13 protein-coding genes are annotated in these 17,847 nt (G+C 39.3%); 1 reads left to right on the top strand and 12 read right to left on the bottom strand.

What is annotated here, in order from left to right:
* Position 1: 1 nt before the first annotated feature.
* From AC2SLP_RS08210 to rimO, 12 genes are all read right to left on the bottom strand, one after another.
* Positions 2-1,519: a sodium-dependent transporter gene (locus tag AC2SLP_RS08210; protein ID WP_486536188.1), complete on the bottom strand. Its 1,518-nt coding sequence runs from the start codon at positions 1,517-1,519 to the stop codon at positions 2-4.
* A gap of 345 nt (positions 1,520-1,864) precedes the next feature.
* On the bottom strand, positions 1,865-2,644 hold the full coding sequence (gene lpxA, locus AC2SLP_RS08215; RefSeq protein ID WP_486536189.1) for an acyl-ACP--UDP-N-acetylglucosamine O-acyltransferase: 780 nt from the start codon (positions 2,642-2,644) through the stop codon (positions 1,865-1,867).
* A 127-nt stretch (positions 2,645-2,771) separates the two neighbouring features.
* Positions 2,772-3,257: a 3-hydroxyacyl-ACP dehydratase FabZ gene (gene fabZ / locus AC2SLP_RS08220; RefSeq protein WP_486536220.1), complete on the bottom strand. Its 486-nt coding sequence runs from the start codon at positions 3,255-3,257 to the stop codon at positions 2,772-2,774.
* A gap of 97 nt (positions 3,258-3,354) precedes the next feature.
* Positions 3,355-4,419 (bottom strand): UDP-3-O-(3-hydroxymyristoyl)glucosamine N-acyltransferase, encoded by a 1,065-nt coding sequence (gene lpxD / locus AC2SLP_RS08225; RefSeq protein ID WP_486536190.1) that lies wholly within the window; start codon positions 4,417-4,419, stop codon positions 3,355-3,357.
* Between the two features lie 237 nt (positions 4,420-4,656).
* Complete coding sequence (gene bamA, locus AC2SLP_RS08230; RefSeq protein WP_486536191.1) at positions 4,657-7,149, bottom strand: outer membrane protein assembly factor BamA; 2,493 nt, start codon at positions 7,147-7,149, stop codon at positions 4,657-4,659.
* 68 nt (positions 7,150-7,217) lie between these two features.
* Positions 7,218-8,699 carry an RIP metalloprotease RseP gene (gene rseP / locus AC2SLP_RS08235; RefSeq protein ID WP_486536192.1) on the bottom strand — a complete coding sequence of 494 codons (1,482 nt, stop codon included), beginning with the start codon at positions 8,697-8,699 and terminating at the stop codon, positions 7,218-7,220.
* Positions 8,687-9,889, bottom strand: coding sequence for a 1-deoxy-D-xylulose-5-phosphate reductoisomerase (ispC, locus tag AC2SLP_RS08240; RefSeq protein WP_486536193.1), 1,203 nt, complete (start codon positions 9,887-9,889; stop codon positions 8,687-8,689). The genes rseP and ispC overlap by 13 nt, the downstream gene beginning before the upstream one ends.
* 185 nt (positions 9,890-10,074) lie before the next feature.
* Complete coding sequence (locus AC2SLP_RS08245) at positions 10,075-10,884, bottom strand: phosphatidate cytidylyltransferase (RefSeq protein ID WP_486536194.1); 810 nt, start codon at positions 10,882-10,884, stop codon at positions 10,075-10,077.
* A gap of 288 nt (positions 10,885-11,172) precedes the next feature.
* Entirely contained in the window at positions 11,173-11,955 is a 783-nt protein-coding gene (gene uppS, locus AC2SLP_RS08250) for a polyprenyl diphosphate synthase (RefSeq protein WP_486536195.1), read from the bottom strand.
* 21 nt (positions 11,956-11,976) lie between these two features.
* Entirely contained in the window at positions 11,977-12,531 is a 555-nt protein-coding gene (frr, locus tag AC2SLP_RS08255) for a ribosome recycling factor (RefSeq protein WP_486536196.1), read from the bottom strand.
* Between the two features lie 239 nt (positions 12,532-12,770).
* Positions 12,771-13,496, bottom strand: a complete 726-nt coding sequence (pyrH, locus tag AC2SLP_RS08260) for a UMP kinase (protein ID WP_486536197.1) — start codon at positions 13,494-13,496, stop codon at positions 12,771-12,773.
* 355 nt (positions 13,497-13,851) lie between these two features.
* A complete protein-coding gene (rimO, locus tag AC2SLP_RS08265; RefSeq protein ID WP_486536198.1) occupies positions 13,852-15,432 on the bottom strand; it encodes a 30S ribosomal protein S12 methylthiotransferase RimO in 1,581 nt (526 codons plus the stop codon).
* 868 nt (positions 15,433-16,300) lie between these two features.
* Here rimO and AC2SLP_RS08270 point away from each other — a divergent pair.
* Complete coding sequence (locus AC2SLP_RS08270; RefSeq protein ID WP_486536199.1) at positions 16,301-17,704, top strand: two-component system sensor histidine kinase NtrB; 1,404 nt, start codon at positions 16,301-16,303, stop codon at positions 17,702-17,704.
* Positions 17,705-17,847: the final 143 nt, after the last annotated feature.

Raw genomic sequence — 17,847 nt, forward strand, 5'->3', positions numbered from 1 at the left:
ATTAATTTAAAGTACGATTTTTATCGTCTTCTGCGTCATTTTTGCCTTTAATACTGCTAAGTACTATAGCACCTAAAGCGAAGAATACGATCACACCCCAACCAAATAATAATAGAATAGCGGTTGAATAACCCTCATACGGCTCTTGGACTAAGCCAATTAGCTTCATACCCAGCGCTATGAACAATACTGTTGGGGTAATAACAGTCAACATAAATACCCAAGCACCACCTAGTTTAATACTAGAAACGCGGTTAATATGCTCCAGTAATCCCGGTATCTTACGACGATTAAACCAAGTAATCCAAACTATAGACATTAAGCCACCAGCAACAATACCGATATTATTTGCAAAATGATCGACGACGTCTACCAAGACTAATGAGCTTCCGGTTGAAAAACCAGCAATAGATATAATAGCAGCAATACCTACGATAACGCTCACAGCCTTTCTACGTGACCAAACGAATTTATCTTGGAAAGCTGCAATAGGAACTTCTAGAATACTGACAAGAGAGCTAATACCTGCAACGACTAATGAACCAAAGAATAAGAATCCAACCATATCACCTGCCGAACCCATTGTAGATATGATTTTAGGAAATACAAAGAAGGCCAAACCAACACCGCCACTTGCCACATCAGCTACATTTTGTCCTGTTGCTTGTGCCATATAGCCAATAGCCGCAAAAATACCAATACCAGCAAATAACTCAAATGATGAATTGGCAAAACCAACTACCATGCCAGCACCGGTTAGGTTTGTATTTCTTTTAAGGTAGGACGCATAGGTTACCATAATACCAAAGCCAACAGACAACGAGAAAAATACGTGTCCATAAGCCGCTAACCACACACTAGGGTCTTTCATTCTTTCCCAATTTGGTTCAAAAAATGCATTTAAACCAATTTCTGAGCCGGGTAAATTAACCGCTTTATATACCATGATACCGAATAAGACTAGCAGTAATGGAATACAAATCTTATTAGCTATCTCTACCCCTTTACGAATACCACCTGCCATAATAAGGTAGGCTAATACCCATACAATCACCAATCCAATGAACATGTTTGGTACAAATTCAGCACTTAAGCCACCGGTATGGTGAATAAAGTCACTGACGAAAAAGTTCGTGGTATCTTCTCCCCATTTTTGACCGAATGAGAAGACCATATAACTGCCCGCCCAAACAATAACTGCTGCATAATATATCGCGATAACCAAAGAGACGAGGGTTTGCCACCAGCCAACAAACTGTGCCGATTTAACCATTTTCTTGTAAGCACGTGGCGCTGCAGCACGGTATTTGTGACCGACAACATAATCTAAAAATAGTAAGGGTATCCCCGCTGTAAATAAAGCAATTAAATAAGGCACCATGAATGCCCCACCACCATTATCGTAAGCCACATAAGGAAAACGCCATATATTTCCTAAGCCGACTGCAGAGCCGATCGCTGCGATAATAAATGCAGATCTTCCTGACCAATTTTCTCGTTTTGCTTGTTGATGCGCCATTTAAGGCTCCTTAATTGTATTCAAATAATAAATACGAGTTGTATTCTTTATACCAAAGTAATTATTGATAAATTATTAAACATAAGAGAGTTACAGTAAGTTACTCTAGCATTATTTTATGTAACTTATATAACTAGGTAGTTTCATTCACTGCTTTATAAAAGTCAAGTTATATAGTCAATCAATCCTTAAAGAAAAAATTTCAATATAGTAAACTTTCCAATCATATCGATTGAATTAAGTTCTATAAAAGTGTTAATGAATTTTAAAATAATTAGTTTAATATTCGTATAAAAAAAAGAACCTTAATATAAAATTAAGGTTCTTTTAGGGGATCTTTAGATGTTAACGGGTAATACCTCGTTTACTTGTTTCTAATGAATTGATAAGCAATTGCACCTTAGGCTCATGCGGTAAGTACTCTGTCTTTAGGATTTCAATCGCTTGCGTGGTGGTTTTTCCAAATTTAAATATAAGCTTATAAGCATCGCGTAAAATATTAATCGTTTGTTTTGACCACCCTTTTCGACGCATACCTTCAATATTCAAGCCATGCGCTTTGCTAGGATTACCTGATACAAGCGTTAAAGCGGCGACATCTTTTAAAATAATGCTACCGCCACCGACCAGACAAAAATCATCCAAATGACAAAACTGATGAATACCTGCATTACCCCCGACAATAACGCCATTGCCTATATGCACATGACCTGCAACACCAACGTTATTGGCCAGAATATTACCGTTTCCTATCACACAATCATGCGCAATATGAGTATTCACCATAAATAAATTATTACTGCCAATTTTGGTAATACCTTTATCTTGTATTGTGCCTCTATGAAAGCTACAAGACTCGCGGATTGAATTATTATCTCCTATCTCAAGCCATGTCTCCTCACCGTCATACTTTAGATCCTGACAATCCTCTCCGATACTGGCGAACTGATAGATTTCATTGTTTTGACCAATTCGGGTGTTTTTGGTAATAACGACATGACGTAATAACTTTGTTCCAGCACCTATGGTGACTTTATCACCCACTATACAGTAAGGCCCGATTAGAGCAGACTCATGGATTTCAGCAGATTTTGAAATAATAGCTGTTGGGTGTATTTGTGTCATCTACAGAACCTGTTTGGAAGTTGAAGGAGTTGCAAGAATCACATAAATTTTGAGGTTATTTAACCGCTTAGAGTTACCGCATTATACGTTGAAAACTATGTGCTATAGAGGGTTATAAGTGATGTCGTTAGCACGGTTGTTGACTAATAGTCAACTCAGCAGTAGCGGCGACTTTACCATCAACAAGTGCTTTAGACTCAAACTTATATATATTACGTTTATGAGTTATGAGCTTTGAAGTTATAGTCAACACATCTCCAGGTACGACAGGGCGTTTAAAGCGAACTTTATTCATACCGGCAAACAAAAACATAAAGCCATCTTCAGCGGTTGTGTTATCGGTAATGAAAGCCAATATTCCAGATACCTGCGCCATCGCTTCGACAATTAAAACCCCAGGCATAATAGGTTCCTCAGGGAAATGGCCTTGAAAAAAGGGCTCATTAATCGACACGTTTTTATAACCTATTATCCATTCACCAGATCGACATTGTGTTACTCTATCGACCAACATAAAAGGATAGCGATGGGGCAAATAGCGCTTGATATTGTCGTAATATAAGGGCAATTGAATATTTTTATTTAATAGCTCGGCGTTATCTTCCTCTGTCATTATCCACTCAAGGACTGACTCTGGATTTTGGATATCAGAAGCTTTCACTGTTTTATTATTATCTTGATTCATGAAAACAACACACCTTCAAAATGAGTTATTGGCTATCATCTCGTTTGCCTAACTGTTTAAGCTGACTTAAAGAACGACGCCATTCATGAGCAGGCATCGCACCAATACCTGAAGAATAAACCCCTGGCTTACCAATCGTTTTAGTTGCCATTGTCATGCCTGTCAATACAACATCATCGGTGATAGTAAGATGACCCGCTACGCCTGCACCGCCGCCAATCATGCAGCGTTTACCAAGTATCGAGCTACCCGCTAAGCCTGCGTTGCCTGCCAACGCACTACCATTACCGATAACAGTATTGTGACCAATCTGAACTAAATTATCGATAATGACATGATTGCCTATTACCGTATCCTCAACCGCACCTCGATCAATACAAGTTTGGCTACCAACACGTACCCCATCCCCTATGATAACTTTACCAAGTTGGACAATACGTACCCATCCCTCACTAGCGGTATCAGCTTTAGGTGCATATCCGAAACCTTCAGAACCAATACTAGCCCCTGCATGAATACGCACGTCATTACCTATTTCACACTGGTAAGCGACGTATACGTGCGGGTAAATTTCGCAATTTCTACCGATGCTAACGTACTCACCGATATGAACATGTGACTGCAAACGTGTGCCATCACCAATGGTTGAATGTTCGCCGACAATGCAGTAAGCCCCAATACGCACACTGCTACCTAAAGTAGCCGTCTCAGCCACTATAGCAGTGGGATGAATAAATGCTTCATTCAAAGCAGAGGCAGGATTAACCGTGGCTTCGAGCAAATGAGTAACACTTGCATAGGCCAAATAAGGAGAGGTTACCTCAACCGCAATACTCTCTGCTGGAACCTTATCACGATGATCAGCAGACACTAAAATAATACCTGCTTTGGCCGTTGGTAATGCATCCGCATATGCTTTGTTGGATAAAAAACTTAACTGATCTGAGTTAGCTTTATCTAAGCTACCGATACCATTTATCGTCCGCGCCATTTGTTGCGGTGTAAACTCTTCACTATTTATAACCGGTTGTTCTAAAGCGATACACTCAACTAGTTGAGCCAGACTAATATTTGGCGTCGGTATTGTCATGGTTATTCAGTGGTCCTTATAGGCTTTATTGATCATTTATCCAAAACATTATGAGTATGTACTATTGATATGATAGCTATATTAGTTTGAAAGCTCTATTAATTTGGAAGTCCTATTAATTTGGAAGTCCTATTAATTTGGAAGTCCTATTAATTTGGAAGTCCTATTAATTTGAAAATGCTATTAATTTGCAAGTGCTATAGGTCTAAAAGCACTACAAATTAAAAGAACTATAATTTAAAAAGTACTACCAATTTGGAATTGAACTTCATCGGTTTGGTCACCATCTTTATTATTAAAAGGTTTGGCATAGCTTATAGAAATAGGTCCGATAGGTGTGAACCATGTCAGCCCAGCACCAGCACTATAACGAACTTCATTGTCTTGTATAAGAAGTGGCGTACCATTAGGATCTTCTTCAAACTCTAAAGTTTGTTCATTGAATGTAACACGAGCATCTTCTTTGTCCGTAGTATCGAATACTTGACCGCCTTCGACAAATACAACGGGACGAACTTGATCTGCCCAGTCTCCTTTAAATGGCATTGGTAAAATAAGCTCTGCGCCAAAAGTTGCTAAAGCATTACCGCCAACCTCTTCTGCATTGCGAGTGGTATAAATACCGTCTAAGAAGCTCTGTTCATCTTGTTCGTACAATTCACGGCGTATAAAGTATGGAGACTGGGGTCCTAAGCTTGAGTTCTCATATCCTCTGACTGAGCCATAGCCCCCTGCATAAAAATGCTCATAAAAAGGTAAATCATTACCATAGCCTAATTTGGCATAACCTCGCGCGATGAAATCTTTAGGCAGTGGATAATATACATTCCCCTTATACACAAGCTTTTGATAAGTTTGGTCACCGAACCCTAAAGTTGCGTTGACGGCGTGGCTCATTCCTTTAGAGGGGAATACAGGACGATCTAGTGTACTGTAATCCCAGCCTAATAATAGATTATAAGTATCATAATCATTATTGAAAGTGGCTGAACCGACAGGATCAATAAGCGCACCCGTATCATCATAGACTGGATACGTCTTAATACTGCCGTCATTATCTAAAAGGTCTTTAACATTTGATAGACCCATGAATCTACCACCACGAACTTCAGTATTGTCATAATTAAAGCCTGCACTAATACGTTTGGTCTCATCGATTGGATAGCTATAATTAAGTGTCGCACCGTAAGAATCTAGTACGTATTCACTGACATTTCGATCATCGTATTTGGTCTTACGATAATATCCGCTGATACCCTGAGAGACACCATTTTCGGTGAAGTATGGGTCAGTATAACCAAGACTATAAGAGTCACGGGTTTCTGATCGTGCTAATGACGCATTAACACGATTTCCTGTTCCTAAGAAGTTTTTCTGGCTAAAGTCTAGCTGAAAAGTTACCCCGCCGCTTTGAGAATAACCTGCAGCGACAGTAGAGCTACCAGAGGGCTGCTCTTCGACCGTAAAGTTAACATCTATTTGATCTGGCGAATTGGGTACGGGTTTAACATCTACGTTAACTGTTTTGAAAAAGCCCGTTCGCATTAAACGCACGCGAGAGCTTTGTATTTTATTATTTGAAGCAAGCGCGCCTTCTAATTGCCTCATCTCACGTCGAAGTACTTCATCTTTAGTCTTGGTATTACCACTAAAGTTAATACGGCGGACATATACAGGACGCGCAGGGTCTATATAGTAATCTATATCAACCGTTTTGGTATCTTCGTTAATACGCGGTACAGGACGTACTTGTGCAAAGTAATAGCCATCATCACCATATTGATTGGTCAGCTGTGCAGTAGAGGCATTAAGCTTAGCTTGAGAATACTGTTCGCCCGCTGCAAAGGTGATTTGTTCGGCGAGTACTTCGGTATCGTAACTAGGGTTACCTAAAAAGTTTACCTTACCAAATTTATATTGATCACCTTCGCTGATACTTATCTCAATAAATACCTTGTCTTTGTCTTCATTGATATTTAAGGTTGCATTATCCACTCCAAAATTAACAAAACCTTCGTTTTGATATAAAGCTTTTAGGTTCTCTAAACTTGCTGCAAGTTTCTCTTTGGCATAGCGATCGGACTTAGATAATAGACGAGTCCATGATGCTTCTTTAACCGCAAAAACGTCTTTTATGTCTTCACTACTAAAGTAGTCATTACCAATGATATTAATATCGACAACTTTAGCCGCCTTACCCTCTATGAACCGAATGGTTAAACTGACACGATTACCATCTAGTAGCTCTTGATCTACCTCAATATCGCTATTGTAGTACCCTTGACCGATATACTGTTGTTGCAGCTCATTTGCAACATTTTGAATAGTAGACTGTTTAAGAACCTGACCTACAGAGATACCCGCATATTTAAGCCCTTCTTCAAGCCCTTCTTTAGGTATGAGTTTATTACCTTCAAATTTGATTTCGGCGACTATTGGACGCTCAACGACATTAAATATAAGCTTACCACCCTCACGCTGGGCTTGAATATTAGCAAAATCACCAGTCGCATATAACGCCTTGATGCTTTGCGCTAAGTCGTCTTCGGTAGTGACTTCGCCGACATTAGTCTGAAGTAATGGATACAAACTTTCAGGTGTTAAGCGCTCAAGACCTACAAATGAAATATCTGTAGTGACCACCTCGGCCGCCTGTGATGGAACAGCCATAATAGCAATAATTACTGGGGCGGCTACTATTTGAGCCATTTTATATAAAGACGATTGCATACATTCAGTCCGTAGTTCAGAAACTTAAAAAATTAATATATTCAAATCTTAATAGGTAACTTATTCTATTAAAAATATCTACTAAAATCATTAGTAATAGCCAGTATCATAAACCCTATCAACAATAAAAAGCCAAGATTAAAACCGATAATTTGCACTTTTTCAGGCACAGGCTTTCCTTGAATAAGCTCTATCAAGTAGTACATAAGATGCCCGCCATCTAACACAGGTATGGGTAGTAAATTTAACACCGCAAGGCTTAAGCTAATAATTGCTGCGGTACTAAGTACCCGCTCCCAGCTTATATCAAAGCTTTGTTTGGTAATAACTGCTATGCTAATAGGTCCGGATAGATTCTCAAGTCCAACTTTACCTGTAATCATTTTTCCCATAGACTTTAATGTCATAGTCGCTAACTGACCAGTTTTAGAAAAAGCCTTACCTACTGCACTGACAGGACCATAGGATACCATTGATTTGTACTCATCAGGCACATTAATCTCTATAGGGTTGACGCCTGCCCCGATTTGACCATAGCTCTCACCAGCGTTACCACGCTTAGCTTGTGGCATTACCTTCAAGTCTATCTCTTTTCCATCGCGCAATACGGTGAAATTTAATAGCGTTTCAGGATTGTCTCTAATTATACGGGTCGCTGCCAACCAATCGTCTATAGGAGTCTCATTTATAGCCACTATCTTATCCCCGACTTGCATTCCTTGACGGATAGCGGCTCCATCCGGGGTAAGCTGTCCAATTACTGGATCAATGTGAGGCTGCCATGGCAAGATACCAAGACTGGTTAATGTGTCTTTGCCTGATTGAGAGCCTTGCATAAAATCTTTAACAGATATTTCTACCTCTTGAATAGAAGGTGCATTTGATTTATTCGCTGCAGATGACCCATCATTCACAGTTGCTGTGTCAAGGGGTGATGTATCAAGAGTTGCTGTGTCAGGATTTGATGAGTTAAGAGTTGATGTGTCTTGTAAACTCACGCCTATCGTCCCAGTTTCTCCCATCCGATCAGCCAAGCGGTAGTTAATCTCTTCCCACGATTGCACCGTATGGCCATCTACTGCAATAATTTTATCACCCACCGGTATGTCTACTACCGCGGCGGGAGAATCTGATAATACAGACCCTATACGCGTGTTAAGCTGCTCACTAGGGACTAAAAACAGTACCCAAAATAGCGCTATTGCGATCAAGAAATTCATGGCCGGACCAGCAGCAACGATGGCTATCTTCTTTAAAGGATGCTGATTATTAAATGCTAAATGCTTTTCTTTATCTGCAACTTCGCCCTCGCGTTCATCTAGCATTTTTACATAACCGCCTAATGGCAATGCAGAAATGCGATAATCGATACCTGATTTTTTACTGGTCCAGCTTGCAAGCTTGGGCCCAAATCCTATGGAATAAGTTAATACTTTCACTCCGCACATTCTGGCTACAATATAATGTCCCCATTCGTGTAAAGCCACTAAGGGACCCAGTACCACAATAAATGCTAAAACGAATAATGCTAATGTAACTAACCCCGACATTTTTTAACCTCTTGCTGCGCTTGTACACGCGCTAATTTATCAATATCCATAATGTTTTCAAGACTATTAATAGGCGTGTTGTCATGCCCAAGCTTGTCTAATACACGAGCATTAATCAAGGCAATATCCGTTAATGAAACTTGCTGTTGTATAAAAGCATCTACTGCCACTTCATTAGCAGCGTTTAACACAATAGTTGCACACTGACCTAATTGCATAGCCTCACGCGCTAATTTTAAACAAGCAAACTTCTCTAAATCAGGCTTTATAAATTCTAAATTAGATAACGCATATAAGTCTAAAGAAGTCACCCCCGCATCTATTCTATGCGGAAAAGCTAAGGCGTGTGCAATCGGCGTACGCATATCCGGCGAGCCCATTTGCGCAAGAAAGCTTCCATCTGTATATTCAACTAGAGAATGCACAATACTTTGCGGATGAATGACGACATTAATCATAGACTGCGGCAAGTTAAACAGATGACATGCTTCGATCAGTTCTAACCCTTTATTCATCATCGTCGCAGAATCTACTGAAATCTTCTTACCCATCGACCAATTAGGGTGTTTGACCGCTTCACTTACACTAGCTGACTGCATCTGTGCGAACGATTTATTTAAAAAAGGTCCACCAGACGCAGTCAACCATAACTTCTTGATACCGTATTGCGCATCGTGAATAGCGGTATTTTCCTGCTGAACTTGCGGCGGCAAACACTGAAAAATTGCGTTATGCTCTGAGTCTAATGGCAATAATGTTGCACCACTGTCTTTAACAGCTTGCATCATTAAATTACCTGCCATCACAAGTGCTTCTTTATTGGCTAATAAGATTCGCTTGCCGGCTTCTGCCGCCGCCAATGTAGAAGCCAAACCTGCTGCACCCACAATTGCTGCTACTACCGTGTCAACTTGGGTATCTGTTGCGATGTCAATTAATCCCTCTTGACCACCAACAACACAGCAATTGAGACCTGCATTAGATATTCTATCGCTAAATTGTTTAACACTTTGCTCAGGCACACAAACATACGATGGCTTGAACAGCTGGCATAAATCAAATAATTTGTCTAGGCGGCTATGACCCGATAAGGCATACACTTCATACGTATCGGTATGGTTTGCAAGGATGGATAAAGTGCTGTCACCGATGGAGCCAGTTGCGCCTAACACGGCTATACGTTGAATCATAAACTGCCTTTAGATATGTAGGTGTAATATGTCGTCAGTTTCAAGCGATAAAGTTAATTGGCTAAGTAAAGTGACTAAATTAAATGATTAGGAAAAATAGTTAAGTTAAGCGACTAAGTTTATAAAACTAGATATGCGACTAGATTCATTTTGCGTTCAGACTTATTTAAAGCATGTGTATGCCATCAAAGCGTCAACATATTAAGCTGGTTTAATAACCAAAACCCCAACGCAAATATTGGCGTGGCCGCAAGTAACGAATCTATCCTATCTAATACGCCACCATGACCGGGTAAAATAGTTCCAGAATCTTTGACCCCGGCGCGGCGTTTAAGCATGGATTCGAACAAATCACCCAATACTGACGCTAAAATAGTCACTAAAGACAATAATACGAACATAAGTAACGTCATACCACTTAGCTCTAACTTAAAAAAACTAATTCCCAAAACCACGGCCAAACCGGTAGCTAGACCACCGAATAAACCTTCAATGCTTTTATTAGGTGAGACATTGGGTGACATTTTTCGTTTGCCTAATTTGCGCCCAACGAAGTACGCCCCACTGTCTGCACACCATACCAATATAAATACATATAATAACCACCAAGCAGACTGATCCCATAGGTAGAACATTGCAGTAATGGCGCCAGTTAATATCACCATACCCATAATCGATAAACGTTTGCCATACCAGCTGGTTGAATTAGGGAATTTTAAAACCCAAGAAAAAGCCATTAACCAAATTATTAATGAGGCGACCCACCAGGCTGGCCAGGATTTTGGAACCAATATACTTATCATTGTTACTGTTAACACTATGACCACGAATAGCACGGGAATGCGCCACTTCGGCATAAGCTTGGTCCATTCATGCGCAGCAATGGTAACACCAATGGCTAAAAGGGGGATGAATAAATAAGGAGTATCACTTGCAAACATTGCAACAGCGACAATTATGACCAGAATTATAGCCGTTTTTATGCGTTTCCACATACTAGTGCATCCTTTATATGGCATCTGTATGTACTTAAATTATAAATACATCGCAATCTGCTCTAATGTGTATCTAATGATATGCTTTTTGATACTCTTTATTAGGAGTGTTTTAACCACTCCCCTATTGGCGATCACTGTATTAGAATACCATGTCTTGAATATCGCTCATTTTAAGCTTCACGCTCATTGGAACCTTAACGCTTAACGCTCATTGGAACCTAAACGCTCATTGTATGAATCAATAAACCTTAAGCATTTATAAAAACCTCAAGGATATATAAACCTTTAGGAAGTCGTTTCAACTTGTTCACTGGTCTTACCAAAGCGGCGCTGACGATGTGAAAAATCAATGAGCATCGTATTAAGCTCGTCTGGATTGAAATCTGGCCATAATGTTTTGGTAAAATACAATTCAGCGTAAGCGGACTGCCATAATAGAAAGTTAGACAATCGATATTCTCCGCCAGTACGTATCATCATATCGACATCAGGGACATCAGACAGTTGAATGTGATGGCCTAGTGTTTGAGTATTCACATCTTTTGCGGCCAATTGGCCTTGTTCAACTTGATAAGCAAGCTGCTTTGCAGCATTCGCTATATCCCATTGTCCGCCATAACTGACTGCAATCACCAATGTCATGGCTGTAAATCCAGCGGTTTTATTTTCAGCATCCGTCATGAGCGCCTGCAAATCACTATCAAGCTGACTTCGCTCTCCAATAAAGCGCATACGAATGTTGTATTTTTTCATTCGCGGCATTTGTTCATTAATCGTATGAGTCAGTAGCCGCATTAACAGCGCAACCTCATCATCGGGTCGTTCCCAATTTTCACTTGAAAAAGCAAATACGGTTAATACGTCGATGCCAACTTCAAGGCAATATTCTACAAGCGGGTCTAACGCATCTTTACCCGACACATGACCTTGACCTTTTGGCATATTGTGAGATTTAGCATAACGATTGTTGCCGTCCATAATAATTGCAATATGGTTTGGCAACACTGTAGGCACACGCCTATTAGCGTGCCCCTCATCTGTATTTGTAGCGTGCTGATCTTCTGTCATAACGGTATTCACTACGTGGTATTAAACTTCCATCAGCTCACTTTCTTTCGCTTCAAGCTTGCTATCAATAGTATTGATATATTTGTCAGTAAGCTTTTGAATGTCGTCGCTAGCACGGCGCTCTTCATCTTCGCCGATTTCTTTTTCTTTTGCTAAGTCTTTAATATCATTTAGCATATCGCGGCGCACATTACGGATAGACACACGACTGTTTTCAGCATCGCTTCGTGCAAGTTTTTGCATGTCACGGCGGGTCTCTTCTGTTAATGCTGGCATAGGCACACGAATCACATCGGCAGTCATTGGATTTAAACCCAAATCCGCTTCTCGTATCGCTTTGTCTACAGCTTGAACCATTGAACGTTCAAATGGCTGAACTAACAAAGTGCGAGAGTCTTCTACATTTACGCTAGCAACTTGATTTAACGGCGTATCAGCTCCGTAATAATTTACCATCACACCTGACAGCATACCTGGATGAGCACGGCCTGTACGTACTTTACTAAAAGCAGTTTCCAATGCTTCTAGTGTCTTTTTCATGCGGCTTTCGCCTTCTTTTTTAATATCATTAATCATAAAAACCTTCCTTACCTATTGGTTTAAGCTATTTGTTTTAAACTATTTATTAAAGTCTATATATAATTAAACTGAATCTAAATTAACTGGATTTGAATTAACTTAATGACAATTTAACAGATAGAGAAATTTGGTTGCAAATAATCAAGGGGGTGTTTCAAAGCCCGCTTTTAATCTCTTAATCTCTCAATTTCTAAATCTCACAATCGTTTAATCGTTTAATGCATGCATGCAGGTTCTTAATGAAACACGCGTGTGCCTTCATTTTCGCCCATAATCACATTCAATAAAGCATTGGGCTTATTCATATCAAATACTTGTAAAGGAACGTTGTGTTCACGGCATAAAGCAATCGCTGTTAAATCCATGACACCTAGTTTTTGCTCTAAAACCTCATCAAAGGTTAACGCATCATACTTTTTTGCATCGCTATGTTCGCTTGGGTCTTTGTCGTAAACGCCATCAACTTTAGTTGCTTTTAATATAACGCCTGCTTCAATTTCGATACCTCTAAGACACGCTGCTGTGTCGGTGGTGAAAAATGGATTACCCGTTCCTGCCACAAAAATACAAACGTCGTTATTTTTTAAATAGCGTATCGCATTACGGCTACTATAGCTCTCTGTCACTTCACCAATGGGAAGTGCTGACATCAGACGGGTATTAATGTTACGGCGCTCCAGTGCATCACGCATTGCCAGTCCGTTCATCACGGTGGCAAGCATTCCCATTTGATCGCCAGTAACTCGTCCAACCAAACCTTCTTTTTGCAGTTGGCTGCCTCTATATAAATTGCCACCACCGACAACAATGCCGACTTGAACCCCAAGACCGCATAAATGCGCTATGGACAAACTCATTTTATCCAGTACCGAAGTATCGATACCCATGTCTTTACCACCCGCTAAGGCTTCGCCTGATAGTTTGAGTAAAATACGTGAATACTGTGGATTTTTATCAGACATATGACACCTTATTATTTATCAAATGAGTATTGATTTAGCTGTTATTTTAATAGGTTTAACGTGTATCGAGTGTTTAACTATGTCTTATACTATCGATTGAATTAATTTCAAGCCCATCATAGCCATGACTCTATAGCATGTTAAATGCTGTAGAGTTTACCAAAAATAGCCTGTTTCTTATAGCGTTAAATTTTTCAATTTTAACATAGACCAATCAAACCACACTCAACTAGGCTGTCAACAACGTAGTCAACTTATAGCACTAAACAACTAATTTTAATGAGTTAGCACTCAACTAAATGCCGTATCGTTAACAGCTTATTAATTGAATGTTGTTTGATTAAATGATGTTTAATTAAATGCTCAATTGTTGAATGTCATAGGACGCAAATAAGTCGTATTCGCTTGCTTCGTCAACAGTAACCGTGATCATGTCACCAATGCTTAATGCAATTTTGCCCGAGTGGACAATATTGTCTACGTAAACGTGTCCATCTATCTCTGGTGCGTCCGCATAACTACGACAAATGGCAATATAATCATCCGTATCGATATCATCGACCAAGACGGTCATGGTTTTACCCACTTTATCTTGCAGTTTTTGTTCAGAGATTTGCTGCTGTACTTCCATAAAGCGCTCATAGCGTTGCTGCTTAATCGCTTCAGGGACTGGATCTGGTAGTTCATTGGCAACTGCGCCCTCAACTTCTGAATAGGTAAAACACCCAACGCGATCTAATTTAGCTTGTTTTAACCACTCTAATAAGTATTCAAAATCCGCTTCAGTTTCTCCCGGGAAGCCTACGACAAATGTAGAACGGATAACGATATCTGGATTTATCTCACGCCATTTATAAATGCGCTCAAGTGTATTTTCACTGTGTGCCGGGCGCTTCATTAACTTTAAGATACGCGGGCTTGCATGTTGTAACGGTATGTCCAAATAAGGCAACAACCCCCCTTTATCGTTTGGCTTAGCCATAAGCTCAACTACCTTATCAACATGCGGATATGGATAGACATAATGCAGACGTACCCATACATCAAGCTGTGACATTGCTTGACACATATCAAAGAATTTGGATTTTAGGGGCATACCATTCCAAAAAGACGTGCGATATTTTAAATCAAGCCCATAAGCAGACGTATCTTGAGAGATGACTAGAAGCTCTTTAACCCCTGCTTTTTTGAGTGAAATCGCCTCATTCATCACGTTATCTATCGGACGCGAAACCAAATCGCCTCTTAAGCTTGGAATAATACAGAAGGTACAGCGGTGATTGCAGCCCTCAGATATTTTTAGATAAGCATAGTGACTTGGGGTTAGCTTAACTCCTGCTTCGTTGATTAGATCTATTTTGGGATCATAGTCTTTGGCATCAGACAGTGCTTTAGGCATAGGCGCATGCGTAGATACTGCGGTGACCACTTCTTGATAAGCATGTGCCCCCGTTACTGATAATACCGCAGGATGCATTTTCTGAATTTTTTCAGCATCTTTTCCCAAGCAGCCTGTGACGATAACTTTTCCATTTTGATTGATTGCTTCGCCGATGGCATCTAGGGACTCTTGAACGGCGGATTCAATGAAACCGCAAGTATTTACCACGACCAAATCTGCACCCTCATAATCGGAAGCTACTCGGTACCCTTCACGTGTCAGTTCGGTGATGATTCGTTCGCTATCGACAAGCGCTTTAGGACAACCTAATGACACAAACCCTACTTTTGGCGCTACATTGATAGTCGTGCTTAGTATTTGTGTATCTGACTGCTGAGCGCTTTGTTGCACGCTTCGGTTTTGATTGTGATTGGCTTTATGGTGCTTGGCTTTAAGATGATTAGCTTTAGATGGTTCTGAAATTTTTGAACCAATTTGGGTAGATGGGTTTGGATTGAACATTGAAACCGATGTATCGGTAGTTTGGCTTGGCATAGATAAATACTTCTAAAGATAATGTATTAATGATTTGATGAGTCATTCACTATTAATAGTTAGAGACTAAGCAAACAGCGAATCGAAAAATAGCAATTAGCAATTAGCAATTGGCAATTGGTTAACTCTAAATGGATAGCTTTAAATCGATATGTGTAATTATTAAAGTGTAACTATTAAGTAGTCTTAATATGGCTCATTTAATTTATGGCCTATTATACTAAAGCCTAGCCATAATAGTCACACTTATATATGGCGACACGGAACAAATACAAACAGATTAGCTAGAAATTAGACACAGTTTGGCTAAAATATAGCCATTTTTAGACCATAACTTATTTCATTTGCAAATAGGGAAATGCTTTAGTACTAGTAAATATTTACACATCCCTTAAAGCCATACAGATGCACGAAGCTTTTTTTAATATAGATTATATTGCATTATTAATGCACCTTATTGATTTAAACTCAATAAATTATTAAAAAACCAAACATATATTTCATCAAAATATATCATTCACCATGTATTTTGCACTATTATATAACATAATATCATTTATGCACTATTTTTGTACATTTCTAAAGTATTATTAGATTATATTGTCTTCAATTTTGGACTAGCAATTGGTATCAATATTGCACCTTGAAGAATGGTGGATTACCTAAAACCTTCACACGGTTTTATAACTTTATTATTATAAAAATTCACAAGCGCCGACGTCTGTTTCAAATAAAAATTAAATTAGTCCTCATAAATTATTATTTAATAATTGAACGTATATACCACGCTGATAATTTGAAGATCAAACATTATTTATTTTAAACAGTCAGTATTAATATAATTAGCCTTTATTTAAAAAGACACATTATGCAACCGAACAACGCACTGCTAATTTTACAAAATCTATATACCAGTATCATATGGGTGGATAGTGATTTCAAAATTTCATGGGTAAATCTGCAAACTGAGCAACTATTTGCCGTTAGTAAATCTCGCATGATCGGACAAACTATATTCGATATGCTCATTCCAACTGACAGCATTACGCCCTCTAGGAAATCAAAAAAGAAAGCCCTAAGTGATAAAACCAAACAAAAAGGCTTAAAAACTAAGGATCTTAAAAGTAGAGACCTAAATAGTAAAAAATTAAACGGCAAAGCTTATAAAGAAGATACTGCAGTAAAGTCAAACTCGTCACAATACCCAATAAATGATCCTGATGACCCAATTCAAAAACTTATCACTCAGTTCAATAACGCCATAACTTACCAACAACCTTTTATAAAGTATGGCCGTATTATAAAAGGTATCAGCCACCCAATATACGTTCATTATAGCGTGACACCCGTCGAACAACATGGAAGTACGTCATTTATCATAGAACTCTGGGAAGGTGACCGCTATAGTCGCTTTGATCGTGAGCATCGATTACAAGAGCAACATGATGTCTCTCGTGAAATGCTTAGATCTGTGGCACATGAAGTAAAGAATCCATTGGCGGGTATTCGCGGTGCAGCTCAATTGTTAATAAAACAAACACGCGTGCACCAAGCTATTGACAACGAAGGCGAGTCGAACAACTCAATAACCGACAAATCATTTGAGCGACTAACTAACCACCCCGCTAAAGTCTCAAATAATACAGTATTGGTGAATGCCAAAAAACTCAGTACTTATGCCAATATTGTCATTAGTGAAACCGACCGTTTGACCAATCTTATAAAACAATTATTAGGATTGAACACACTGCCAGAACTACAATCAATCAATATCCACGAACCCCTCGAACATGTGGTATTGCTTAACCTGACACAGCATCCTGAAGTTAGAATACTTAGAGATTACGACTTATCTATACCAGAATTAATAGCTGATAAAAACCAACTGATTCAAGTATTTTTAAACTTGGTCAATAATGCGTGTGAAGCCATGCTAGAGCAAGATCAATCTATTCTAGCGGATGATTATAGACCCGAACTCACTTTATCTACGCGTATCGAACATCAATATACCATTGGGCGAGCGTTTCATCGCCAAGTCATAAAAATAAGCATCTGTGATAACGGCGCGGGTATAGATCCAGATTTAATTGACCGTATTTTCTTCCCTCTAGTGACAGGGAGAGCAAGCGGAACGGGATTAGGGTTAGCACTCGTTCAAGAGATCATTCATCGACATGAGGGCGCAATCGAGGTGAACTCGCAACCTGGACACACCCAGTTTGATATCTATTTACCTTTTGCGCCGCAAGATAACAAAAAAACATTGTGATTTTGGGCACCCTAAGTACTTGATTTCGCCCTAGACACATAGACGCTTAGACACTTTAACACATAGACACTTGAACACTTTATTGCACTCTAGGCACGTAAAAAACAAGCAAAACATTTTTTGTTCAACAAAGCATTCTAATA

The sequence above is a fragment of the Psychrobacter sp. CX21 genome (genome assembly GCF_057396255.1).